Source organism: Marinomonas vaga (assembly GCF_055388305.1).
In genome coordinates this window covers 1,676,973-1,700,797 of record NZ_AP043903.1, presented here as the reverse complement: position 1 = coordinate 1,700,797, position 23,825 = coordinate 1,676,973, and the positions used below count along the sequence as shown (strand labels likewise).

The 23,825-nt window shown below is 38.9% G+C and carries 22 protein-coding genes; 19 read left to right on the top strand and 3 right to left on the bottom strand.

What is annotated here, in order from left to right; all coding sequences use genetic code 11:
- The first annotated feature begins 156 nt into the window (after positions 1-156).
- The 3 genes from ACZ5DR_RS07890 (at position 157) to ACZ5DR_RS07880 (ending at position 3,157) form a co-directional block, all read left to right on the top strand.
- Complete coding sequence (locus tag ACZ5DR_RS07890) at positions 157-1,668, top strand: Ig-like domain-containing protein (protein WP_377366806.1); 1,512 nt, start codon at positions 157-159, stop codon at positions 1,666-1,668.
- A 90-nt stretch (positions 1,669-1,758) separates the two neighbouring features.
- Positions 1,759-1,899, top strand: coding sequence for a hypothetical protein (locus ACZ5DR_RS07885; RefSeq protein ID WP_377366808.1), 141 nt, complete (start codon positions 1,759-1,761; stop codon positions 1,897-1,899).
- Positions 1,889-3,157 carry an HlyD family efflux transporter periplasmic adaptor subunit gene (locus tag ACZ5DR_RS07880; protein ID WP_377366810.1) on the top strand — a complete coding sequence of 423 codons (1,269 nt, stop codon included), beginning with the start codon at positions 1,889-1,891 and terminating at the stop codon, positions 3,155-3,157. The genes ACZ5DR_RS07885 and ACZ5DR_RS07880 overlap by 11 nt, the downstream gene beginning before the upstream one ends.
- Before the next feature lie 63 nt (positions 3,158-3,220).
- Here the strand turns inward: ACZ5DR_RS07880 and ACZ5DR_RS07875 are convergent, their stop codons facing one another.
- Positions 3,221-4,708: an MBL fold metallo-hydrolase RNA specificity domain-containing protein gene (locus tag ACZ5DR_RS07875; protein WP_377366812.1), complete on the bottom strand. Its 1,488-nt coding sequence runs from the start codon at positions 4,706-4,708 to the stop codon at positions 3,221-3,223.
- A 309-nt stretch (positions 4,709-5,017) separates the two neighbouring features.
- Here ACZ5DR_RS07875 and ACZ5DR_RS07870 point away from each other — a divergent pair, with 309 nt between their 5' ends.
- From ACZ5DR_RS07870 to ACZ5DR_RS07795, 16 genes are all read left to right on the top strand, one after another.
- Positions 5,018-5,347: a MarR family EPS-associated transcriptional regulator gene (locus ACZ5DR_RS07870; RefSeq protein WP_377366814.1), complete on the top strand. Its 330-nt coding sequence runs from the start codon at positions 5,018-5,020 to the stop codon at positions 5,345-5,347.
- 521 nt (positions 5,348-5,868) lie between these two features.
- The gene (locus ACZ5DR_RS07865) at positions 5,869-6,504 is read left to right on the top strand and encodes a PI-PLC domain-containing protein (RefSeq protein ID WP_377366816.1); all 636 of its coding nucleotides are present in this window, start codon (positions 5,869-5,871) and stop codon (positions 6,502-6,504) included.
- A gap of 5 nt (positions 6,505-6,509) precedes the next feature.
- Positions 6,510-7,142: an HAD family hydrolase gene (locus ACZ5DR_RS07860; protein WP_377366818.1), complete on the top strand. Its 633-nt coding sequence runs from the start codon at positions 6,510-6,512 to the stop codon at positions 7,140-7,142.
- Positions 7,139-8,209 carry a nuclear transport factor 2 family protein gene (locus tag ACZ5DR_RS07855; protein ID WP_377366820.1) on the top strand — a complete coding sequence of 357 codons (1,071 nt, stop codon included), beginning with the start codon at positions 7,139-7,141 and terminating at the stop codon, positions 8,207-8,209. The genes ACZ5DR_RS07860 and ACZ5DR_RS07855 overlap by 4 nt, the downstream gene beginning before the upstream one ends.
- A 1-nt stretch (position 8,210) precedes the next feature.
- The gene (locus tag ACZ5DR_RS07850; protein WP_377366822.1) at positions 8,211-8,543 is read left to right on the top strand and encodes a hypothetical protein; all 333 of its coding nucleotides are present in this window, start codon (positions 8,211-8,213) and stop codon (positions 8,541-8,543) included.
- A complete protein-coding gene (locus ACZ5DR_RS07845; protein WP_377366824.1) occupies positions 8,540-9,271 on the top strand; it encodes a glycosyltransferase family 2 protein in 732 nt (243 codons plus the stop codon). The genes ACZ5DR_RS07850 and ACZ5DR_RS07845 overlap by 4 nt, the downstream gene beginning before the upstream one ends.
- Positions 9,272-10,543, top strand: coding sequence for a hypothetical protein (locus tag ACZ5DR_RS07840; RefSeq protein ID WP_377366826.1), 1,272 nt, complete (start codon positions 9,272-9,274; stop codon positions 10,541-10,543). It begins immediately after the preceding gene.
- Positions 10,530-11,438, top strand: coding sequence for a WavE lipopolysaccharide synthesis family protein (locus tag ACZ5DR_RS07835; protein WP_377366828.1), 909 nt, complete (start codon positions 10,530-10,532; stop codon positions 11,436-11,438). Before ACZ5DR_RS07840 ends, ACZ5DR_RS07835 begins: the two co-directional genes overlap by 14 nt.
- 47 nt (positions 11,439-11,485) lie before the next feature.
- Positions 11,486-12,937 (top strand): hypothetical protein, encoded by a 1,452-nt coding sequence (locus tag ACZ5DR_RS07830; protein ID WP_377366830.1) that lies wholly within the window; start codon positions 11,486-11,488, stop codon positions 12,935-12,937.
- Entirely contained in the window at positions 12,918-14,009 is a 1,092-nt protein-coding gene (locus ACZ5DR_RS07825) for a glycosyltransferase family 4 protein (RefSeq protein WP_377366832.1), read from the top strand. Before ACZ5DR_RS07830 ends, ACZ5DR_RS07825 begins: the two co-directional genes overlap by 20 nt.
- A complete protein-coding gene (locus ACZ5DR_RS07820) occupies positions 13,996-15,240 on the top strand; it encodes an O-antigen ligase family protein (RefSeq protein ID WP_464543894.1) in 1,245 nt (414 codons plus the stop codon). The genes ACZ5DR_RS07825 and ACZ5DR_RS07820 overlap by 14 nt, the downstream gene beginning before the upstream one ends.
- A gap of 50 nt (positions 15,241-15,290) precedes the next feature.
- The gene (locus ACZ5DR_RS07815; RefSeq protein ID WP_377366836.1) at positions 15,291-16,376 is read left to right on the top strand and encodes a glycosyltransferase family 4 protein; all 1,086 of its coding nucleotides are present in this window, start codon (positions 15,291-15,293) and stop codon (positions 16,374-16,376) included.
- Positions 16,377-17,507 carry a glycosyltransferase family 4 protein gene (locus tag ACZ5DR_RS07810; RefSeq protein ID WP_377366838.1) on the top strand — a complete coding sequence of 377 codons (1,131 nt, stop codon included), beginning with the start codon at positions 16,377-16,379 and terminating at the stop codon, positions 17,505-17,507.
- Positions 17,504-18,538: a GDP-mannose 4,6-dehydratase gene (gene gmd, locus ACZ5DR_RS07805; RefSeq protein ID WP_377366840.1), complete on the top strand. Its 1,035-nt coding sequence runs from the start codon at positions 17,504-17,506 to the stop codon at positions 18,536-18,538. The genes ACZ5DR_RS07810 and gmd overlap by 4 nt, the downstream gene beginning before the upstream one ends.
- Entirely contained in the window at positions 18,525-19,376 is an 852-nt protein-coding gene (locus ACZ5DR_RS07800; RefSeq protein WP_377366842.1) for an NAD-dependent epimerase/dehydratase family protein, read from the top strand. The genes gmd and ACZ5DR_RS07800 overlap by 14 nt, the downstream gene beginning before the upstream one ends.
- 9 nt (positions 19,377-19,385) lie before the next feature.
- On the top strand, positions 19,386-20,759 hold the full coding sequence (locus tag ACZ5DR_RS07795) for an undecaprenyl-phosphate glucose phosphotransferase (RefSeq protein WP_377366844.1): 1,374 nt from the start codon (positions 19,386-19,388) through the stop codon (positions 20,757-20,759).
- Between the two features lie 36 nt (positions 20,760-20,795).
- Here ACZ5DR_RS07795 and ACZ5DR_RS07790 read toward each other — a convergent pair whose 3' ends face one another.
- Positions 20,796-22,244, bottom strand: a complete 1,449-nt coding sequence (locus ACZ5DR_RS07790) for a phosphomannomutase (RefSeq protein WP_377366846.1) — start codon at positions 22,242-22,244, stop codon at positions 20,796-20,798.
- 18 nt (positions 22,245-22,262) lie between these two features.
- A complete protein-coding gene (locus ACZ5DR_RS07785; protein ID WP_464543893.1) occupies positions 22,263-23,651 on the bottom strand; it encodes a mannose-1-phosphate guanylyltransferase/mannose-6-phosphate isomerase in 1,389 nt (462 codons plus the stop codon).
- Between the last annotated feature and the right edge of the window lie 174 nt (positions 23,652-23,825).

Sequence of the window (23,825 nt, the reverse complement as noted above, 5' to 3'; positions counted from 1 at the left end):
TAAATGTGGATGATGACTCTGCACTCTTGTCAGGGCGCATGGTTTCTGTAAGATTTTGCTCAAAATGAACACATATTAATCAGTGGTTTAAAACTTAAGGAATAAGTTTCGCCACTGATCACACAAAGCATTCTTCAAACTTCAAGGAGTAGAATTTTGGAATTGCTAAATATCCCTGATTTGCAGGGTGTCCGCGTTGTTGGGGTGGATCTTTACTACCAAAACAAGCAGGGTGGCGTAGTTATCGTCCAGGATGCCTTAGTTAAAATTGCTTCTGGTCAAATGGAAGTAACATCTGTTGGCGACGCTGTTTCAATCACCCAGATCGTCTCTGCCGCTAATCTTAACTTGCCCCATGTAGAAAGCGTTTTCCTTGAAAATGACTTAATCGAAAACGGTGCTAACACTATTGACGACCTTCCTCCGATTAATGAGAACGGGGATCCGCTACGCCTGTGTCTTAACGACTCACTAAACGCGCAAGCCCCAATCACTGAACAGCCCCAGGAGTTGTTCGATTTACCGGAACGTATTGAGGGAGACAATCAGATTCACTTGACAGCCCAGTTAGCACAGCAAAGTGATTCGGATGTTTCTTCCAGCGATTTCATCACAAATGTAATTAATCCCATCTTACAAGGCACCGCAGCTGCCGGTGCGTTAGTGACGCTTTCTGTTAGTGGTGCTTCTTATGAAACCCGCGCTGATAACAATGAGCAATGGTCGGTACAAGTGATCGAGCCATTAACTGATGGCGTTATTCAATATGTGGTGCGGGCTGAAGATGAGGCAGGAAATCACATGCGGATTGAGCAGGCTTTCATTGTCGATACCATAGCGCCTAAGTTGACCGGTGGATTAGATCCAGATTCAGACTCAGGAATTTACAGCGTAAATGGTATTACACGAATAAATACTCCTACTTTTAGTGGCACAGGGGAGCCAGGTGCGGCACTGGTTTTAACTCTAGGAAGCGAGCAATTTGAGACCACCATTGACCCCAATGGTGAGTGGAAAGTTGTAATTGAGGAGCCCATGTCTGATGGTACTTACTCCTATGGCATCAGAACCAGCGACTTGGATGGCAGGGTCTCCCGTTTATTGGGAGAAGTCCATATTGACACCCAGCTGAACTTTACCGGAGGTCTAGCGCCTACATCAATATGCGGCCACTCAGCAGAAGGTGGAATGACCAATATGACTCGTCCCAGCTTCTCCGGTTTGGTAGAGCAGAGGGCCAAAGTTCGTTTAGTGATAAATGACATCAAGTATGACGCAGAAGTCAGTGAAAACGGCCAATGGCGGGCCACTTTACCTATCTCTCTTGCAGACGGTACTTACCAATATGAGCTGATTGCGAGGGATTTGGCTGGCAATGAGAGTACCTTAGCAGATCGCATTATTATTGATACTCAAGCTAAGTTATCTGGTGGTTTTGATACAGGCTCTGATTCAGAAGTATGTAATACAGGCGGGCTGGTTAAGATCGTGCGCCCTCAGTTTTTTGGCTCGGGAAAAGAGGGCAGCCATATCAAAGTGATAAATGGTGGTCAGGAGTACCGGAAATATACCGATGAAATTTCTAATAAAGTTCAACCGTATTTCCGTGGCGTTAAGTGTACAGCAAAGCAGGATACCGTCATTCAAGGCAATCTAGCGAGCGATTAATGAGCACCAATAGCCACACGGAAGAAGAATTCAGAATATAAACAAGGATGTGCCCAGCTAACGCATTTAGCTGGGCAAAGGAGTTAAAGGTTGCAAGCTTCTACGATAAATGACAGCCCAATAGCGGGGCAGAAACTCACCGTTGATGGACAAGACGATAGTCAAGTACTGGTGATTATGACGATGGATGGTGGCGCTAAGCTTCAAGGGAGTCGCTGCGATGAGTGGTAAAGGTAAAAAATTAGCTTCCCAAGTCGCGGGAGTGGCAGGTTTGGTGACGGCTCTAGTGTTGTTATTTGTCTATTTGGTGTTCATCCATAGAATCGAAGTCGTGGCCCCAGGGCAAGGTTTGACCGGCATTCAAGAAAGTAACGTCGCTCTAAAAAGCCCATCAAACGGCTATGTAGTGAGCATGTTTGCGTCCGTAGGCGGCATGGTTTCTAAAGGCGACCCCTTGCTCGAATTCCGTAATCTGCAAGACGAATATCAACTGCAAGAAGTCAGTAAGAGCTTAGAGCTCGACACGGCCTTGCTGGCTGATTACAAACAAGAGCGATGCTTCCTAACAGGGCCTGTGTTCGAACAAGGGAACAATGCGGCAGACCGTTCCTTTCATCAGAGGTCCTGTCAGGATCAACCCCTTCATGGCGGGACGGGTGGCCAGTACATTCTCAATTTTTATGAGGATTACCTACAAGAGCAGCGTCATATTTTAGAGCTAGAAATAGAACAAAAACGCCGCCAAGCAGAGCTGTTTAATAAGAAAGAAGTGCTCAGTAAAAAGCGCGCTATCATGATTCGTGGCGGCGGCGAGACCTTGCGCCTTTATGATCTAGACACCGAGCTAAGTGATCTCAACAATGAGCTAATAGGGTTTGATATCAACAAGATCGAAACCCAAAAAAACCTCAATGATAAGTTCATCACCTTCCAGTTGCGTCGCTCCGAGCGCATGCTGACCTTGGATGAAAACATCCAAAACCTCAGCAGCGAAATCGTGCAAAAGCGCTATCAAGAAGAGCTCCTGTTAGAAATGAAAAAGAAAGCCGTCATGCGCTCACCTGTGGATGGCAGTGTATTGGAGCTGACGGATGGGATTTCCATTGGCACCTTTGTACAAGAAGGCAGCCCCATTTACATCCTGAAAAAGGAAGGCGCTTCCCAAGAAGTGGTGGCGAAATTTGACTCCCGATATCGCTACTTCTTACAGCAGGGTAGGGAAGTCAAAATCATGACCAACTCTACCGGTTTCAGCAAAGTATTTACCGGCACCATCGCAGATGTGAGTTCCGACTCTTTGCCCTATGAGCCAAACCAAGAAGGCAGCAATCGCTATTACCGGGTGACCATCACACCGGATCAAAAGTTTTTAGATCTGCAACTTAACTTGGGGATAGATGTGAATGTCATGGTGGTGGAAAACGAAATTACCGCGTTCCAGTACATTTTGAGCGTGATTCCTAACGTATTTAACTTCAAGGTTTGGTAGTGCATCGATGGAGGGGAAACCCTCCATCTTGTTCTGTTTTAAATGATTTGGTCGTAGCAAAGACTACCCAATCACCACATCACACCCTGGCACAGCCTCCCTCAAAACCTGCTGCAAAACCCACTTAGCGCCCTCATCCCCATGAACCAACTTAATCTGACTGGGCTGATACCTCATCCTGGTTACAAAATTCACTAAATCCTTCTGCCCAGCATGGGCAGAGTACCCACCCAGCTGCCAAACCTTTGCCTCTATTGGATACCGCTCCCCATCCAGCATCACATACCCATTTGGCCGATCGTGATAACGCAAAATATCCCGCCCAGGTGTCCCCTGAGCCTGATACCCCACAAACAACACATCATTTCGCGGGTCACCTAACAGGGCCTTGAGATAATTCAAAATACGCCCCCCTGCACACATCCCCGATGCGGCGATCACCACCGCAGGGCGCTTCTGCTGAGCAAGATAATCCACCGTCTGCAGATGCAAAGTATGACCATCTATGGTCGTGAGCTGCTCAAAGCTCAAAGGATGGCGACCACTCGCCACCCGACGTCGAGCTTCCTTATCCCAATAGGGCTTAAGATCCTTATAAACCTCGGTAAAGCGGCTGGCCAAAGGGGAATCAACAATAATATCCAAATCCGACCAACTGATCTCAGTGCCGCTGGCCGTATGACTCACTGGCTGGTCTTGATGAGCATAAATGATAGACTCGATCTCATAGAGCAACTCCTGAGTTCGACCAATAGAAAAGGCAGGGATCAGCACCACACCACCATCAGATAAGGCATGTTCCATACAAGACTGCAAACGCTTGCGACGATTGGCCCGGTTCTCATGGTTCTTATCCCCATAAGTACTCTCCAACACCAACTGATCCGCCCGATAAGGCGACCGCGGCGCAGGCAACAAAGGCGCATAAGGCGCCCCCAAATCCCCAGAAAACACCACATCCCACTTTAGATGCCCTTGCTCTTGTGGGAGCGGAATCCTCTCCGCGACAAAGCTTGCATCCTCCTTAGCAACCCTCTCCTCCAAAGATGTCACCCGACATGTCACATAAGCAGACCCCAATATATGCCCGGCAGGACTCAATCTCACCTTCACCGACCGCCCAGATTCAACCAACCCAACGGAATACCAATCATAATACTCCACCGCCACGACCTGAGCCGCCAACCGTTCCAAGCAAGCCTCAATAATGCTTCGATTACGGGTTACCCCCACCTTCAAAGCATCTTCAATCACCAAAGGCAAAAGCTTGGCGCTGGGCACACTGCAAACAATAGGCCCATCAAACCCAGCCGCCAGCAAATAGGGGAGTCGACCCACATGATCAATATGCACATGGGTCACAACCAAAGCTCGCACATTCGACACATCAAACTCAATAGCCAACTGGCTCGCATCAGCACCAGCCCCTGATACTTCCGCCCCTTGAAACAACCCAATATCAACCAACAAACTATTGTGCTGACCTACAACCAACTCATGACAGGAGCCCGTGACACCGTCCACCGCTCCATGGTGTTTAATCTCATACATCCTTGAACTCTCCCTTAACGATTGATAAGCCGCGACTAAAACGCCCTTAATTCCATTTAACACACTCTAGGGAAAACTAATATTTACCTTTAAATGACTCAAAATTTAATCACTTTTCTTCCATAATTTATTTACACCTCCCCGAGTCTTGCATTATCATTGTTCACCTCTTGAACGCACGCCCTCGGCAAGGAACTAGCACGTGGCCATTTCAACAGCGTACTCATCCCTTTTTATCGGGTATCACACTCGCGCGTCGATCACACCTAGCATTCCTACACGTTCAACGTCTTCAGTCGGTAATATCCAATGCTGACAGAAGAATACCGCTACAAAATCCTAAAAGCCCTTGAGTCAGATCCGCACATCAGCCAGCGCGAGCTTGCTCGTCGTCTGAACATCAGCCTAGGCAAAACCAACTTCTGCCTAAAAGCACTGGTGGAAAAAGGGCTCATCAAAGCTGAAAACTTCAAAAACAACCCAAACAAAAAAGGGTACTTATATCTCCTTACCCTGAGTGGCATTGAAGAAAAAGCGGCACTGACTAAGCGGTTTTTAGAAAGAAAGATTAAAGAACATGAAGAGCTGACGGCTGAGATTAAAAATCTTAGAAGTGAATTACAAAAAAATGGAGTTTAAACAACCATCATGAAACGCAAAGTTTGAAAGTATATTTTGACTGAATCTAAGTCGATGCCTAAGGAAACATTGTTTATCTTAAATGAAACCCCGTTGTATAGTACAAGGCATAAAAAGATAAACTAGCAGGAATAAAAAAGCGCAATTTCACATCTAGTAGAGGAAAATGCATCATAAATCCAATATAAAACATGTGTAAAAAAATAAAGTTGTTTATGCGAATAAGGGGGCTAGCTTAATTCTAGGCGTTCATTGGTGAGTGCTAATAGTTTTTTCACTTTGGACGAGTTATGTGAATAGCATATGCTATTCCAACTTAACATTAGGTCTTTTGGAGAAATTAATAGCCTTTTAGTAATGCTAATGGATGATATATGAATGAAAAGTGGTTCTAGTAAAGTGGTGCTAATATCTACCATGTTGAAAATACAGTAATAAATGTGATTAGGTAATGAATTTTTATGCTTCAAAATATCTACATTAAAAAAATGAAGTTTTTTAATTTATGAAATGGAGGTTGAATGAACATCATATCTCACAGAGGGTACTGGAAAAATGAGAAAGAAAAAAACACGGAATTAGCTTTTCGTAATTCCTTTGAGCTAGGTTTTGGAACAGAGACTGATATTAGAGATTTAGATGGAGAAATAGTGATCTCACATGATATTCCAAAATACTCAGATGAATTAATGCTTTTTTCTGATTTTCTGTCTTTATATAAATCAATAGATGATAGCTTACCGTTAGCTTTAAATGTGAAATCAGATGGTCTACAAATACCAGTAAAAGCTCTTTTAGAGAAAAAAAATGTTAAGAATTATTTTTTGTTTGATATGTCTATTCCAGACATGATTCAAACGAAGAATTATGGCCTCCGTTTTCTTACAAGGGTTAGTGATGTTGAAAAAGAGGCCATTATGTTGGATGCGTCATCTGGTGTTTGGATGGATGAATTCTATGAAGAATGGATTGATAAACAGTCGATTGATTTTTATACCGAGCAAGGCATGAATGTTTATCTAGTTTCTCCAGAATTACACAAACGTCGACCAGAAGTGAAGTGGAGCTTATTAAAATCTTCAGGAATACAAGAGAACAATAAGGTATGTCTATGCACGGATTTACCAGAAGTGGCAGCAGAATTCTTTAGAGGCTAATTGTGATGATTAAAGCAGTAATATTTGATATGGATGGTGTGCTAATTGATGCAAAAGAGTGGCATTATGAAGCTCTTAACAAGGCATTACTTAAATTCGGGTATGAAATTTCTAGGCACGATCATCTCGTCACTTTTGATGGGCTACCGACTAGAACAAAGCTAGAAATGCTCTCTCAGCAAGACGGATTACCTGGAAAACTGCATGGTTTCATAAATAGCCTTAAGCAAAAATATACTATGCAGATTGTAAACGAGAAATGCGTACCAAACTTTGTGCATCGTTTTGCTTTGTCCAAGTTGAGGGCTGAAGGTTACAAGATGGCAGTTGCATCGAATTCAATTCGCAATAGTATCGCTTCTATGATGGAGTTTGCAGATCTACAGGAGTATTTGGAATTCTATATGTCTAATGAAGATGTTGTGAACGGTAAGCCTGACCCTGAAATTTACATAAAGACAATAGATAAATTAGGCTTCCTGCCAGAGGAGTGTCTCATTGTTGAAGATAATTTTAATGGTATCAAAGCGGCTCGTGCATCGGGAGCTCATGTGTTAGAAGTGCAAACTGTTGATGATGTTAACTACCTGAATATCAGAAATAAGATCAAGCAAATAGAGGGTGAGGCAGAAGTATGAATGTTATATTTCCAATGACAGGACCAAACAAGTTTACATCTGACGATTACACTTATCCAAAGCCCCTTATTGATGTTTTTGGCAAGACCATGCTTGAAACTGCCTTCGATACTTATAGAGAACTCGAGAATGTTCGATTCTTGCCGATTATCTCTTCTTCAGATGCAAAAGAATTTAATATTGATTCTGTTATATCTCGAATTCTTGATGGATCTTCCTTCAAAACCATTTTACATGAAGGCAAAACCGCTGGGGCTCTGTGCACATCTTTATTAGCGATTGATGAGTTGGATGAAGATGATGAGTTGATCATTGCGAATTATGATCAAAATATTAGTTTCGATATACAGGAATGCATTGATAAATATAGAGCTAAGGATGCTGACTTTGGTATCGTGTGCTTTGATTCTGTTCATCCAAAGTGGTCTTATGCTAAAACTGATGATCATGATTTGATTATTGAAGTGGCTGAAAAGAAGCCAATTAGTAGAAATGCGATGGTTGGTTTTTACTATTTTAAGAACGCAGGTTTATTTGTTCAGGCTGCGATGAAAACCATGCTAACAGCTAGCTCCGACAAAAATAGCTTTTTTATCTCGGAGTGCCTTAATCAGCTAGTGTTGATGGGTGCTTTAGGTAGTATGGTGAAAGTAGATAAAAACCAGTACAGAAATTTCTACGATGCTTCGGAGCTGAAAGAGTTCTTGCATGAAAGCGCTGGTGAAAACTATAAAAAAGCTGTTGTAGAGTTAACGAAGAAATATGTCCGAGCTTTTGATGAAAAAGACATTTCTACCGTTTCAGACATGCTGATAGAAGATGCCGTCTTATATGATCCTAATGTAGGTGAAATCAAAGGGAAGCAGAATGTTACGGATTTCGTGCAGAAATTGTTTAATGATACATCATCTCTATCATTTACTGCCAGAAGTATCATTGCAGACAGAGACAAGGCATGTTTAGAGTTTGTTCTATTACTTGATAAAACCATTGTAAATGGCGTTGATGTCATTACTTGGAATAAAGAAAAAATTGAAAAAATTTACGCTTATCTGGAAGTGAAATAAAATGAACGAGTTTAATTTGAACGACTTTGTCAGGGGATGGTTTGTTGGAGGGTTCGATCCTTCAATTATAAAAACAACCGAAGTTGAAGTCGCAGTTCAATCTTTCGAAAAAGGTGCATTTGAGGCGGAGCATTGTCATAAAGTTGCAACAGAAATTACTGTAATAGTAGAGGGGGCAGCCAAAATGTTTGGTAAGGTCTATACCGCTGGCAGTATTATAGAAATTAAGCCAGGAGAATATACTTCTTTCGAAGCTTTAGAAGATACAAAAACAGTAGTTGTTAAGTATCCAGGCGCGTTAAATGATAAATACCTTAAGGATTGTGATAAATGATTAATATTGTAATACCTATGGCAGGTATGGGATCTCGTTTTGCTAAGGCTGGCTATGAAAAACCAAAACCTTTTATTGATGTAGCAGGGAAACCGATGATTGTCAGAGTTCTTGAGAACCTGAATGTCCCTAGTGCTCATTACTACCTAATTGCTAGAAAAGAGCACTTAGAGGTAGAAGCTGATTTAGTTAAGGATATCGAAAATAACTGGCCTGTTACCTTTATTGCTATTGATAAACTAACTGAAGGTACTGCTTGTACAGTTCTTTATGCTAGGAAATATATCAATAATGATAAGCCTCTCCTTATAGCAAACTCTGACCAAATTGTAGATTGTGATATAAATGCTTTTATTGCTCATATTATTGAAGAGAAAAAAGCAGATGGTGGCATTTTAACCTTTAAGGATCCTATGATGAATCCTAAATGGTCATTCGCTCGCCTTGATGAAGAAACGAAAGAAGTCGTTGAGGTAAAAGAAAAAGAGGCTATTTCTGATATTGCCACCGTCGGTATTTATCTATTTTCTAAAGGGAGTTACTTTGTAGATTACGCTATAGATATGATAGCTGAAAATATTAGGGTAAATAATGAGTTCTATACATGCCCTGTCTACAACCATATGGTTACTGATAGAAAAAAAGTCTTCACTTGGGATATTGCGATGGAAGATATGCATGGCATAGGTACTCCCGATGACCTGAACATATATCTGACGAAAATATAAATGATCCTTAAATATGGTCTGTTAAAATATCTGGGGCTTGGATGCTCTGTGATAATTGGCTTTTTGTTACCGGCAGTCTTCAGTAGAAATCTTTCTACTGAAGACTTTGCTATGGCAACAGTGGTGTTGGGCTTATCGAGCTATTTTTCATTTTTCGATTTTGGAGTAGGTAAGCCTGCTTACTCTAAAATTAGGAAGTCTTTTTTAAATGGAGATAGCGAATGGAAAGAAGATATATACTCCATTATAAGTTTTTTTATTTTTTCTAGTTTTTTGGTGTTTTTTTCATTTCTTTTTATTACATATTTTTATATTGGTAAAACATATCCCTATACTAATTTTTTTCTTTTTTTGTTTTTTAGTTTCTTCGTTTCGTTAAATATTTTTCTTAATAACATGGAAAGTGTTTATAATGCGGTTAATAAGTATTTTCACTTTCTTATTTTTGATTTTTTGAGAAAAATATCTCCTATTATCATAGTGGTTTTAATTCCTGTTTATAATCAATTGGACGTCCCTTACTTTTTTTCGACTTTTTTCCTTCTTTTATTGTCTGTTTTTTCTTTCTTTTATTTTGTTCGTAGTGATGCGATAAAAATATTTCATATAAAAAAACATGTTCGTTTTGTAAAGAAGCTATGGGAAGATGCATTTAGTTATCTGTTTTTTAATTTCTCTGAAGCTTTTATTTATAATTTTGGTTTTATACTTTTTCCATATTTTTTGCTAGATGTAGATATGATTGTGTATGGTCTTTGGTTGAAAATATTTGTTGGGGTTAACTTGTTTTCGGTATTAGCTATTAATGTTTTTATACATAAAATTACTGAGCTTTATCACTCTAATGATTTTGAAAGAACTGTAAAATATCTTTCTTGTTCATTTTCCCTTTCCCTATCTATTTCGCTAGTATCACTTTCTATTTTTAGTATCTGGGAAAATGAGATTTTACAAAGATGGATATCTGATTCTAAATATACAGAGGGATTTCCTTTAGCAGCCTTGTGGGTTTGGTGCGTCGTTAATTGCATTCAGTCAACTTGCGGTGTCTTTTTGTTGTCCATTGGCGGAAATTTTGTCTTCTTAAGGAAACTTGCTTTGACAACCTCAGGAGTGATGTTACTGAGCGTATTGTATTGTAGTTATCATGGATTTGCTTTGTATGAAATACTACTTTATGCAAGTCTTGTTTATGCTGTAGGGTGCATAGGTTATTGCGTCCGGTTACTTATGGTATTTAAAAGAGGCGGTATTTACAGTGAAGTATCATGAGGAAGGTATATCCTTTGTTGTTCAAGGGGCTGTTGAACGTAAGAACGACATTACATCTAAGTGTTTGCAGAGTATCAAAGAGTTTTTTCCTGCTTCTGAAGTTATATTGTCAACTTGGGAAGGTTCTGATGTCTCGGGACTCGCGTTCGATCAGCTTATATTATCAGCTGATCCAGGGGATTTAGGCCCATATTATGAAGATAGAAAAAACTTACTCAACAACAACAATAGGCAATTACTCTCAACTTATGAAGGTATTAAAGCTTCGACTAGTTCATACGTAGTTAAAGTGAGAAGTGATATGCTTTTTTCTTCTAATCGATTGGAATACTATCTTCGTAAAACTGGCAAGTGTAAAGGCAGAGTTCTTAGTCATAAACTAATTACACTAAGAGATCATACTATTAACCCTAAACATTTTCTTAAATTATCCCATCATCCTTCAGATTTTATCTATGCAGGGCGAAGAGAGGATATGCTTTATTACTTTGACTCTCCTCTTCAGACGAGAGATATGGCTAGTTATTTTAAAAACTATAACTACCCAGATGAAATTGTCCCGAAATTGATTCCTCAGTTTGCCAATGAGCAATACATTCTAAAATCCTTTCTTGAGAGGGCAGAGGGACACTGCATGCTTAAACATGCCTTTGATTTTGATTCTGATGTTGTTCAAGACTGGTTTAGGATAGTTAGCGAGTATTTTTTCCTTTGCTCAGAGAAAGAACTTGGAATTACGTGTCAGAAATATAAAAAAGGTTTTTTCTCTGAACGACGTTACTCTTTTACTAAAAAAGAGTTTTACGCTCTTTTTTCAAAGGAGGTAGGGCATTTTGATTTTGAACGGTTGTTCTACTCCTCGGTTCATCTTATAAAAAATGTTCTAAAAAAATGAATGTGTATTCTTTTTTTCGAAAGGCCATTCGTAAGTAGGGAGGAGACTTGGAAAAAGTGACAAAAACCTTTTGTTTAGATTTTTCTAATATTGAAAAGAAAGCATTCTATAATACATTACTTTGCATGCTAGAAGATGACGCCTTTATTTTAGAGATAAAAAGCTTTCATTTTCTCGGTAAAGATAGAGGTATGCTTTTTCTTTCTAATATATTAGACGATTATATTTGTACGTCATCAGTAGCTTCTGATGATGGTTGCTATACTCTTTCCTATGAAACTAGGAACATACCTGAATCCTCTTATAACGGTAAAGAGAACGAGGTTTTGTTTCTAAATAAAGAAGATTTTTCCATTGAAGGTAGACGTAATCCTAAAGAATTTATTAAAAATACAGCTATAAATTTTGATTATTTTTTGATAGGGAGAGAAGCTCTTCATAAAAAACATATACCTAAGGTTAAAAATATTGGTTTTGTTTCTTTTGTCGAGGGTCATAATAAATATCTTCTGATTTCAGTGAAAAAACTTGAGGCTATGTTTACTGTTTCCGAAGAAATCGATTATGATTCATTCTTTGAGCTGATTTTTGATTATCTTTCATTATTTGGGTGTCTTTTTCTGGATGCTACAAATGATTGCTTTTATCAAGTTCGTTCTAAACAAGAGATATTAATGTCTTTAGGTATACCCCTACCTTTAAGGGGGGGGAAAGCGCAACATGTTGCTAAAGAGTGCTCATATAAAGATGAAGGGATTTGTTTTGGGATATTAAATAATGGAGGAAATGAGAGCAGGGTAACTCGATTGGTAGAGTCTATCGAGCATATGATGGCTGGAACGGGTATTCCTTATGAGGTCGTTATTGCTGGGCCTAGTTCGTTTGGTATAGCTGGAGTTAAGCTTCTTGATGGTTGTTGCTACGAAAGTAAGGATGTTCGGGGGTGGATAACTAGAAAGAAGAACCAATTGGCTATGTCCTCTATCTATGAAAATGTGTTTTTACTGCATGATAGAATTGTATTTCCAGATAATTTTACGTTTAATGCAAGGTCCTTTCCTGTCACTGTGTACCCAGTTAGAGCGATAGATAATCGAGCCTATAGGGTTAATGATTGGGAATCTTTTGTAAATGGTAATTATTTTGATTTAAAGCGCTTCAGATTAACTCCAATGCTTTATAGTACTCATTCAGACTCCCCTATGGTCTATGGCGGTGCTTTTTTAATTAGAAAAGAAGTATTAATAAAATACCAGTTCGATGAGAGGTTATTCTGGGGGGAGTCAGAAGATATTATTCAAAGTGTGATATATTCTCGCCTAGGAGTTCAAGTCGGACTGGATTCTAATAATTATCTACTGACGGATCGAGCACGACTTGGTGGTTACAAGAGTAATATATTTAGCTTCCTTACTGTTAAATGTATAAGATATTTTTTGACTCCGAAAAATAAATTCTTTATTAAAAAGGTTATAAATTATGTTTCGCGTTGCCATTGATGCCAATCCGATGATGGAAGTAAGAGGAGGGGTTGGATTTTATACACAAAATATGGCAGATAAATTGATTGAGGCTAAGTGTCACTTGATTCTTGTTGCTATGAGAAAATCAGAAAATTTGTCTAGGTATGAATCTATGGATAATGTCGAGGTTGTAACGGGAGGTGCGTGGATTAGAAGTGAGGCTCTGTGGTCTCAATTTGTTTTACCCTTTTTGTTATATAAATCGAAGGCGAAATATTTTATTGGGCTTGGGCAGTCCGTACCATTGGTATGTTTTAGAGCATTATCAAGAATACTTATTGTTCATGATTTTGCGTACATTATATGCCCAGAGACTATGAGTTTTGGTAGAAGAAACTACTTAAAATTTTTTTCAAAAGCCATGATAAAATCTTCTAAGCATATTTTTTGCGTCTCAAAAGGGACATCTAATAAGCTTTTAGACTACTATAACCGAAAAGCCGATAACATCATAATACCGCCACTTAGGTATAGTATCCCATCAACTGAATCTGTTGCTTCTACAGACCTCCCAGACCTCCCAGACCTCCCAGACCTCCCTTATTACCTGTGTGTAGGTTCATTTGAACCCAGAAAAAATATTGACAAAGTGGTAACTGCTTTTGCACAAGCAAATCCTGAAGGCGAAGCCCTCTTAATTGTAGGAGGTGCAGGTTGGAATAATGCAGGAATCAAAGATGCGCTTACCAAGGCGAAGGAGAAGTTAGGTGGTAGGTTGATTGTTAAAAATTTTGTTACAAATGAAGATTTGTACTTTTACTATAAGTCCGCCAAAGCAACTATGCTGGTCTCATCTTATGAAGGTTATGGTATGCCTATAGCGGAATCTAGGAATTTGGGAACACCTATTGTCGCAGTTAATACAGAAGAACACATAGAAGCGGCCGAAGACAATGGGCTTTTTTTATCGCTTAATAATCTAGAGTCAGACCTAGTAGATTTTTTTATAAGCAAAGGTAGTGATATTTGCTCTGTTAATAACTGCTCCTACTTGGATGAAACGACAAAAATGCGTAGGCTGTTGGATGTTTTAAATGCAAGGTATTAAATTTATTGCTTTTCTATATTTTTTTACTCTGCATGCAGATCAACTTCATAGTTCTGTATACTTGTGGAATGTGAGACTAAACAATATTATTGCATTGTTTCTTTTTTTTGCTCTGCTCTTCGTGCGAAGAGGTGTCTTACCGAAACTTGACCAAAAAATTACATTTAGTTTTTTTGCAATCATAGTCTCCTTATTAATTTCAACACTTTATTCTGCTCAAATACTAAGATCTATTGGTTATTTTTTATTGGCTATTTATAGCTTCTTATTTTACTTCTATGTGGTCTATTTTCTTAGTTTAGTGATTGGGTTTTCTAGTGCTTTTAGGATTTACATATATTCTTTCTTTGCTGTAGGTGCTTATGCCTGTATACAACTTATTCTTTCTTTTTTTGGTATAAATGATCCTTTTGCTAACCAAAAGCTTAGTTTTATGGTTAGGCCAAACGCTTTTGCGTATGAGCCATCATTCTATGCTCTCTTTATGGTGCCAATGGTCTTTTATTTTAATAACTTGTATCTAATATATAAGGCTCGTGGTGTTGGTTTTAGAGTACTTCTATTAAATATATTTTATTTAGCTTCGACCTCTACGGGCACGGTGTTTGCCTACATTATATATTTAATGATGAGTATTTCTAAGATACAACGCCTTCTCCCATATATAGTTTTAGTTTTACTCCTTATAATTTTGTCTTACCCTTTTTTTTCTGACATATATGATACGTTCTTTTTTAAATTCTTTAGGTGGGATTTTTATAACCATTGGTCTTTCAGGGAAAGATGGGGGCAAATAGTAAACAGTTATTTTGTGTTTAAAGACAATCCTATCTTTGGGGTGGGCTTAGGTGGGGTCGGTATGTATATCTTTGAAAGATACTCGCAAGGGCAGGATTATTATCTTCGAGCAAGTGAAACATTACTAACTTTTAAATCGTTTGATCCGATGAACGTCACAACGGAAATTTTAGCCAGTCAAGGGGTATTTGGTGTCGTTTGCTATCTTATTTTTCTTTTATTTCTCTTTGGTAAAGTAAAATACGCTATAAAGCGAGCGCAGCTAAATGAAGAAAAGGCCATGCTAAAATCACTTTTGGTCGCTACAGTACTAATGTTGGTTGTATTGCAGTTTAATCAGGGGGTTTTTCGAACCTATATTTGGGTCCAAATGGCTGTGTTGTATTCTGCATCGATGCATGTGCTAAGTGGTAGGCGTTTGAGCCTTTGGTAATTTGAATTGAATCTTAAAAACTCTAATATAATCGTAAAGGTTACACTGTTTTGAAAAAAAAATTAGTCATTGATTTTAGGATGCATAAATCTTCTGGAATTGGGACTTACTTGACTTCCCTACTTCCATTTTTTATTGAAGAGTTCGATGTGTCATTACTTCTTAATGAAAAGGAAATTATACATTTATCGGATGAGGTTTTGAATTCTGTTTCAGTGATTCCTCTAAATGCATCAGTTTACTCAATTTCTGAACAGTATTACCTTTTTAAACAGGTACCGAGTTGCGATATATTTTGGTCTCCCCATTATAATATCCCGCTTTTTTTGCCTCAGGCAAAAAAACGGTGTGTAACTATTCACGATGTTTGTCATCTTGCATTTCCTGATATTCTTAGTTGGAAAGAGAGGCTTTATTCCAAGTTGATGTTGAAGTGTGCAGTCACTCTTAGTCAAACAGTTTTAACTGACTCTCTTTTTTCCCGGTCTGAAATAATTAAGTATCTAAAGCCTAATAAAGATGTAAATGTTGTTTATTGTGGTGTTGATACTTCTTTTAAGGTAGATGGCTACAATAGAAAAATTTTTGATAAGTATAAACTTCCTCAAAAGTACATATTGTTTGTTGGCAACGTCAAGCCTCACAAGAATATTAAGGGGTTGCTAAAGGCTGTAGAGAAAATACCTTTTGTAAATTTGGTTGTTGTTGGTAGAAAAGACGGTTTTATTAATAGTGATTCCAGTGTTTTTGAGATTTTAAATGATAGTGAGCAGCTTTCTAATAGAGTGATCTTTACTGGCTACGTGGATCAAAAAGATCTACCTAGTATTTACAATTACGCTGAAGCTTTTGTTTTTCCTTCTTTGTACGAAGGGTTTGGTCTCCCTCCTACAGAGGCACAACAGCATTCTTGTCCTGTTATTTCATCTGATTCTGCATGTATGCCTGAAGTGTTAGAAGACAGTGCTGTATATTTTGATGCTAGGAATTCATCCGATATGGCAGAGAAAATTAAATTAGTTCTCTCTGACCAAAGGCTTATGGATAAACTGAGAGATAACGGATTAAAGAATTTGATGCGCTTTGATTGGGAGCTTTCCGCAAAAAAAATTATTGGATTATTAAAGGGTGAATAGATGAAAGTTGCTATTATACATGATTGGCTAGTAACTTATGCTGGGGCGGAAAGAGTTCTTGAAAAGATGCTAGAGTGTTATCCGGAGGCAGATCTATTTAGTACCGTTGACTTTTTGGATGACGACAAAAGATTCTTTATTAAGGGGAAAAGTGTCAATACCTCTTTTATTCAAAATCTACCTCTAGCTAAGAAAAAATATCGATCATATTTGCCTTTAATGCCTCTAGCGATTGAGCAGTTTGATTTATCTACTTATGACCTTGTAATATCTTCTTCGCATGCAGTTGCGAAAGGCGTGATTACGTCACCAAATCAATTGCACATATGTATGTGTTACAGCCCAATCAGGTACGCTTGGGATCTACAACATCAGTATCTTAAAGAGTCTGGTTTGAATAATGGTATAAAAGGTTTATTTGCTAAATGGTTTCTCCATAAAATTCGAATTTGGGATCTGCGTACCGCTAACAGCGTGGATCGTTTTATTTCTATCTCGAAATTTATTGAAAGGCGTATTAACAAAATATACAGGAGAGACTCCGTTGTAATTTATCCTCCTGTTTATGTTAATGAATTTGAATCAAATGTTCGGGAAGATTTTTATATGACGTCTTCTCGTATGGTGCCGTATAAAAGAATTGACTTAATTGTTCAGACTTTTAGCCAACGCTTTCCAGAAAAAAAACTGATAGTAATAGGAGATGGTCCAGAATTTGAAAAGGTTAGAGCTATTGCGGGAAAAAATGTTATTATCATGGGGCATCAGCCTTTCTCTGTTTTAAAAGACCATCTGTCGAAGGCTAAGGCATATATTTTTGCTGCCGAAGAAGATTTTGGTATTGCGCCACTTGAAGCGCAAGCTTCTGGGACACCAGTGATAGCTTATGCAAAAGGTGGTGCATTAGAAACGATTATTGGCTCAGATAAAGAGAATGCTACAGGGTTATTTTTCAACGAGCAATCGGTAGACTCTCTAGCTAATGCTATTACTGAGTTTGAAGCTAGCGGATTGTCGATTAAACCGATTGATTGTATTGAAAATGCAAAAAGGTTTAGCGATGAAAGGTTTGTTAATCAATTTAAAGATTATGTAGATCAACAGTACTTAATTTGGAAGGAAGAAAAATGAAAACTGCTATCATAACAGGTATAACTGGTCAAGATGGCGCTTATCTAGCGAAACTTTTATTATCTAAAAATTATAAGGTCTACGGAACTTATAGAAGAACGGCTTCCGTGAACTTTTGGCGTATAAAGGATTTAGGTATTGAAAATGATCCAAATCTTAGTCTAATTGAATATGATCTAACCGATGCAACAAGCGCTATTCGTATGGTATCAGAGATAAAACCTGATGAGATTTATAATCTTGCTGCACAGAGTTTTGTCGGTGTGTCTTTTGACCAGCCAGTAGCTACGGCTCATATTACAGGGTTGGGTGCATTGCATCTTTTAGAAGCGATTAGGATTGTTGATACAGGAATAAAATTTTATCAGGCCTCTACATCTGAGATGTTTGGGGAGGTTCAAGAGATTCCTCAAAAAGAAACAACTCCATTTTATCCACGCAGCCCATACGGTGTTGCGAAGCTTTATGCGCATTGGATTACTATAAACTATCGTGAATCTTATGGTATCTTTGCTAGTAGTGGTATTTTGTTTAATCACGAGTCTCCTTTGCGTGGCCTTGAATTTGTTACAAGGAAGATTACAGATGCAGTCGCAAAGATCAAACTAAACAAATTAGATGTATTGGAGCTTGGTAATATGGATGCAAAGCGCGATTGGGGCTACGCTGAAGAATATGTTGAAGGTATGTACCTTATGCTTCAAAGTGATAAGCCTGATACATACGTTTTATCCACTAATCGTACGGAAACGGTTAGGGATTTCGTGAGGCTAGCATTCAAGGCAGTAGATATTGAGCTTGAATTCCGAGGTTGTGGCGAAAAAGAAGTTGCTGTTGATGTTAGTACTGGGAAAGAGGTTGTTAAAGTAAATCCTAAGTTCTATCGTCCTGCCGAAGTTGAATTGCTGATTGGTGATGCGACAAAGGCCCAGTCTGAGCTTAACTGGGTACCAAATGTCTCTTTGGAAGAATTGTGCGCAATGATGGTTAAAGAAGACCTCAGAAGGAATGAAATTGATGCTTCATTCTAAGGTTCTTATCACTGGAGGGGCCGGTTTTACCGGCTCTTTTTTGAAGCGCTATTTGGAGTCAAAAGGACTAAAGTGTTTCAATTTGAGTTCTAATATTTTAAATCTCGAAGAATTGAAAAACGAAATTAAATTGCTTGACCCTGATTATGTAGTGCATTTAGCAGCAGTTTCATTTTCAAATTTCGATGACCTATCAAAATACTATAATGTCAATGTTGTCGGTACTGTCAATTTACTTGAAGCAATTAAGTTATTGCCTTCAAATAAATATAAGAGAATTATACTAGCTAGTAGTGCAGCAGTGTATGGGAATCATTCCTCTGGTGTGTTATCCGAAGATATGACACCTTACCCAGTAAATCATTATGGTTGTAGTAAGCTTTCTATGGAGCATATTGCTCAGACATATTCTGATTTTATGAATATCCTTGTTGTTAGGCCTTTTAATTATGTTGGTCCAGGTCAAAATGGTATCTTTTTGATTCCGAAAATTATTGATGCATATAAAAGAGATTCATCGCTAGAATTGGGCAACTTAGATGTCAGTCGTGAGTTTAATGATATCAGAGATGTTTGTGATGCCTACTTTAAATTGTTGAATAGTGATTTTTCAAGTGGAGAGATTGTAAATATTTGTTCTGGCCGTTTAGTCTCTCTTGAGGATATTATTAAGTTAACGAATGAAATTTTTAACACTGATAAAGAGGTAGCTGTAAACCCTTTGTTTGTTAGGGAAAATGAGATTAAATCATTATGTGGTGATCCATCTAAACTTCAATCAATTGCAAAAATGGAATGGAGATATGACATTCGAGATACACTTCTGTCTATGGTTTAGGTGAATTTTATGACTAGAAAAACGTTTGAAAAAAAGAGCTCATTAATATGGGTTTTGCTTGTTGACTTGTTTTCTATTCTATTTTGCTCGATGTTGTCCCATTTTTATGTTAAGGGTACGTTTCATTTACATGATAGATATATAATAGCCATATTTACAATGTCTTTGGCTTATTTTATATCGGCTCTATCTGACGATGATTACTCAAATTGGATATCTAATTCAGTTTTAAGTGTTATTAAATCTATTTTGGCTAGCATATCTTTTTCAGCATTTGTAACAGTTGTTTTTATATATTTTCTAAATGAATCATCTAATTTTGATAGATATTGGATTTCCCTTTCTTTCCTTTTGTCTTTTACTGTATTAGTAATTTATCGCCTAATAAGTAGATTATCGTTATTTTACTTTCAGCGTAAAGGCTTCTTTAGAAGGAATATATTAATTATAGGTGATAATAATTCTATCAGCTCTATTGGCTCAAGGCTTAGAGATTTTTCTAATAATTCTTATACCTTGGCTTCCGTAATCAGGATCAGAAGTAAAAATGATGCTTACGATCTTGTTGATATAGCTGAGAAAATACGCCTTTCAGGCGCTAATGAAGTTTGGATATGTCTGCCTTTAGAGATGGGAGGGATAGTTCGATCAATCATGTATGCTCTGCGTAATGAAACCATTGAGGTAAGGTATCTTCCTGAATTCAAAGATGTTCGTTTATTAAATCATCGCGTCTCTGAAGTCGTTGGAAGGTATGCTATTGATTTAAGTGTCACGCCAATGTCTGGCCAGGCAAGGGTTCTTAAGCGCATAGAGGATTTGGTAATTGGGAGTATGATCCTGCTGTTAATCTCTCCTATCTGTATTGGTATTGCTTGTGCTGTGAAATTAACATCGAAAGGCCCCATTTTATTTAAGCAAGCTAGAACAGGTGCCAACGGTCAAGAAGTAAAGGTCTACAAGTTCAGATCGATGAAGGTGCATCAAGAGAAAGCTGGTCAGGTGACTCAGGCCACTAAGAATGATTCCCGGCTGACGCCTATTGGTGGTTTCTTACGTCGTACATCTCTAGATGAACTTCCCCAATTTATCAATGTCCTCCAAGGTCACATGTCTATCGTGGGCCCGCGGCCGCATGCCTTAGCGCACAATGAGTATTATAAAGATCTTGTGGAGTCTTATATGCGACGCCATATGGTTAAACCGGGTATTACTGGTTGGGCGCAAGTCAATGGGTACCGAGGTGAAACGGATACGCTAGACAAGATGAAAAAGCGTGTGGAATATGATCTCTGGTATATTGATAATTGGTCACTATGGCTTGATATAAAGATAATCATAGCGACTGTTTTTAAAGGCTTTATAAACAAAAACGCATATTAAAAAAACAGGCTCATTTGAGCCTGTTTTTTTATATCTTTATTTATTTGTTTTTGCCCAGTCCAACGAAATATCTACCAAATTTTCTGCTCGGGATTGGCTTTCTGACTCAGCATAGCATCTAAGTTCAGGAGCATTACCAGAAGCGCGAAAATGAACGATATCTTGACTTGATAAGGTGAGTCTTAGTCCATCTGTTTCATTTATGTTAGTAACATCGACTTGATCTTGTTCTGATATAGTTTTGATTAAGCTTAACTTTGTCGTTTGATCGGAGATCAGTTTTGATATGAGCCTTTTGCTTGTGTCGCTTGGTATGTCTTTTATTCGATCGCTTGCTGTATAGCGTGCTGATAATGAGGATGCTAGCTCTCTGATTGGTTTATTTCTTTCCACTGAGCTAGCGAGTATAGCAAGCATTGGCAGAATTGAATCTCTGGTCGGTAGAGGCGTTAATATGGATGTATTAACTTCAAAGCTACTGCCAGTTAAAAAGCCACCATTTGCCTCATAACCAATAACAGATGCACCTTGGTTTTCTGAAGCAAGTTGCTCCATCCCCTCAATAACATAGGGTGAGCCGATGCGGGTGCGAAGTGTAACGAGTTCAGGGTTGGATATTTCTAGCGCCGTATTAGCATTAATCGGGCAGCTTACATGTGTCGCTTTTAGGTATTGAGATACCAAGATGCCGACGACATCCCCTCGTAGCCATTTTCCGTCTTCATCACTGATAAGGGGGCGGTCACCATCTCCATCTGTGGACAGAATGCTGTCTAGGTTATGCTCTATAGACCAAGATAATGCTTTTTGTTGGTCTTCTTTTGAGACAGCTTCGGTATCAATCGGAACAAAGGTGTCGGTACGCTCTAATGAAACCACCTCAGCACCAAAGTAGTTAAGCAGATCTTTAATGATATCCCTAGCAACACTTGAGTGTTCGTATATCCCTATGCGTTTCCCTTTCATAAAACCATCTGGGAAAATAGACACGTATCGCTCTTTGAATGTATCTAGTGCTTTAGAGTCGACCTTTACTTCCTGAGGTGAACGCCCCTGTAGAGGATTATCTAAAGTAATAAAAGATGAGAGTATCGCTTGCTCATGGGCTTTAGTGATTTCACCCTGTGGGGTATAGAATTTAAAGCCATTACGGTCAAAAGGAATATGACTGCCAGTGACCATGATACTTGGGATTTGCTGTGTCATGGCAAAGTACGCTAATGCGGGTGTTGGTAGTTCACCACAGAATATAACTTCTATATTTAGGTCTTCTGCCGCCAAGATCATTGCGTTAGCAATAGAAGGGCTGCTCGGTCTAAGGTCAATGCCGATAGCGACTGTTCGCGCACTAGGGCATACCTGCGTTAGGAATGCTCTAGCATAAGCGTAGTTGATTTGAGGTGTTAAGTCTGTCACCAACGCTCTCACGCCGCTGGTGCCAAAGCTCACATTTCCATCTTGGCTCAATTCTTTTAACGTTTTCATGTGCAAGCTTCCCTATGATTATCGGCCGTAACGGTCACTGAAACGAACAATATCATCTTCACCTAGGTAACTGCCTGACTGAACTTCGATAAGCTCCAGAGGGATTTTACCTGGGTTTTCTAAAGCATGGATCTCGCCAATTGGGATGTAAGTGGATTCATTTTCAGTCAGCAAAATTTCTTTGTCACCATTTTGAACTTTGGCCGTACCTGAGACGACTACCCAGTGTTCTGCACGGTGGTGATGCATCTGCACACTTAGTTTTTCACCTGGTTTTACCATGATGCGTTTAACTTGGTGACGGTTGCCTAGATCTACGGTTTGGTAAGTTCCCCAAGGTCTGTGGACAGTCGTGTGGAAGGCATGCTCTTCACGGCCTTCCTTTTGAATACGCTTAACAATTTTTTTGACGCTTTGAGCGTTGTTTTTATCGATCACTAACACTGCGTCAGCTGTTTCGATAATGGCAAGGTTATTGACGCCTACCGCGGCTACTAATCGAGATTTAGCGTTGATGAGGGTATTGTTGGTGTCTTCTGCCATGACATCGCCAATTAGGACGTTTTGATCGCTATCTTTGTCAGCGAAGTCATACAATGCATCCCAAGCACCGATGTCACTCCAATCGCCAGAATAAGGGACTACTTTTGCTTGCTTGGTTGGCTCCATTACAGCGTAGTCAATAGATTCTTCCGGGCAGGCAGAAAAGAGCTCAGTATCAACTCGAACGAAGTCTAGATCTTGAGATTTGTTTTGGTATGCATTGGAGACGGCTTGATAAATATCTTCACGGTGAGATTTTAGCTCAGATAAGAATGTGCCTGCTTTAAATAGGAACATACCGCTATTCCAAAGGTAATCTCCCGATGCTAGGTACTTTTCTGCGGTATCAGAATCTGGTTTCTCTACGAATTTTTCCACATCATGATTTTCGCCAGCTTTGATGTAGCCATAGCCTGTCTCTGGGCGAGTAGGCGTGATTCCAAATGTTACTAAGTTGTCCGCTTCTGCGAATGACGTCGCTTGTGAAATGGCTTCTTCGAACGCCCTGATATCATTGATAACATGATCTGCAGGGAGCACAAGCAGCATGGCATCATCTGAGTTAGCTTCTAGTGCAGCCAAGGCTATGGCTGGAGCAGTATTACGCCCAACGGGTTCTAGAATGATACTCGCATCTTTTATTCCCAGTTCTTGAAGCTGTTGTGCGATTAAGAACCTATGGTCATCATTACAAACAATAATTGGAGCTGAAACATCCAGGTGTTGGGTTCTTTGCGCAGTTTGCTGTAGTAATGAAAGGTGGTCGTGGGCTAGGTTTAAGCATTGCTTTGGGAAATGCTCTCGAGAAAGAGGCCATAAACGGCTGCCAACGCCACCAGAAAGAATTACGGGGATTATCTGCATGATATGTCCTTGTTACAGCAAAATTAAAAGATAAATGCTTTAATTGAATGTTAAATCTAGTATTTTATCGACACTAAAAAAAATTTGATCTTGAGTTTATCAAACCCTGCAGAAGATTAGAAAGATATTCCCATAATGTTTAGAATGCTTTTCCCAAAATAAGGAACATATTGT

Excerpts from the sequence above, each read along its gene's own strand:
- ACZ5DR_RS07840 (WP_377366826.1), top strand. The coding sequence starts at position 9,272 with ATGATCCTTAAATATGGTCTGTTAAAATATCTGGGGCTTGGATGCTCT.
- ACZ5DR_RS07845 (WP_377366824.1), top strand. The coding sequence starts at position 8,540 with ATGATTAATATTGTAATACCTATGGCAGGTATGGGATCTCGTTTTGCT.
- ACZ5DR_RS07810 (WP_377366838.1), top strand. The coding sequence starts at position 16,377 with ATGAAAGTTGCTATTATACATGATTGGCTAGTAACTTATGCTGGGGCG.
- ACZ5DR_RS07795 (WP_377366844.1), top strand. The coding sequence starts at position 19,386 with ATGACTAGAAAAACGTTTGAAAAAAAGAGCTCATTAATATGGGTTTTG.
- ACZ5DR_RS07785 (WP_464543893.1), bottom strand. The coding sequence starts at position 23,651 with ATGCAGATAATCCCCGTAATTCTTTCTGGTGGCGTTGGCAGCCGTTTA.
- ACZ5DR_RS07880 (WP_377366810.1), top strand. The coding sequence starts at position 1,889 with ATGAGTGGTAAAGGTAAAAAATTAGCTTCCCAAGTCGCGGGAGTGGCA.
- ACZ5DR_RS07850 (WP_377366822.1), top strand. The coding sequence starts at position 8,211 with ATGAACGAGTTTAATTTGAACGACTTTGTCAGGGGATGGTTTGTTGGA.
- ACZ5DR_RS07825 (WP_377366832.1), top strand. The coding sequence starts at position 12,918 with ATGTTTCGCGTTGCCATTGATGCCAATCCGATGATGGAAGTAAGAGGA.
- ACZ5DR_RS07800 (WP_377366842.1), top strand. The coding sequence starts at position 18,525 with ATGCTTCATTCTAAGGTTCTTATCACTGGAGGGGCCGGTTTTACCGGC.
- ACZ5DR_RS07790 (WP_377366846.1), bottom strand. The coding sequence starts at position 22,244 with ATGAAAACGTTAAAAGAATTGAGCCAAGATGGAAATGTGAGCTTTGGC.
- ACZ5DR_RS07870 (WP_377366814.1), top strand. The coding sequence starts at position 5,018 with ATGCTGACAGAAGAATACCGCTACAAAATCCTAAAAGCCCTTGAGTCA.
- ACZ5DR_RS07820 (WP_464543894.1), top strand. The coding sequence starts at position 13,996 with ATGCAAGGTATTAAATTTATTGCTTTTCTATATTTTTTTACTCTGCAT.
- ACZ5DR_RS07860 (WP_377366818.1), top strand. The coding sequence starts at position 6,510 with ATGATTAAAGCAGTAATATTTGATATGGATGGTGTGCTAATTGATGCA.
- ACZ5DR_RS07875 (WP_377366812.1), bottom strand. The coding sequence starts at position 4,708 with ATGTATGAGATTAAACACCATGGAGCGGTGGACGGTGTCACGGGCTCC.
- ACZ5DR_RS07855 (WP_377366820.1), top strand. The coding sequence starts at position 7,139 with ATGAATGTTATATTTCCAATGACAGGACCAAACAAGTTTACATCTGAC.
- ACZ5DR_RS07865 (WP_377366816.1), top strand. The coding sequence starts at position 5,869 with ATGAACATCATATCTCACAGAGGGTACTGGAAAAATGAGAAAGAAAAA.
- gmd (WP_377366840.1), top strand. The coding sequence starts at position 17,504 with ATGAAAACTGCTATCATAACAGGTATAACTGGTCAAGATGGCGCTTAT.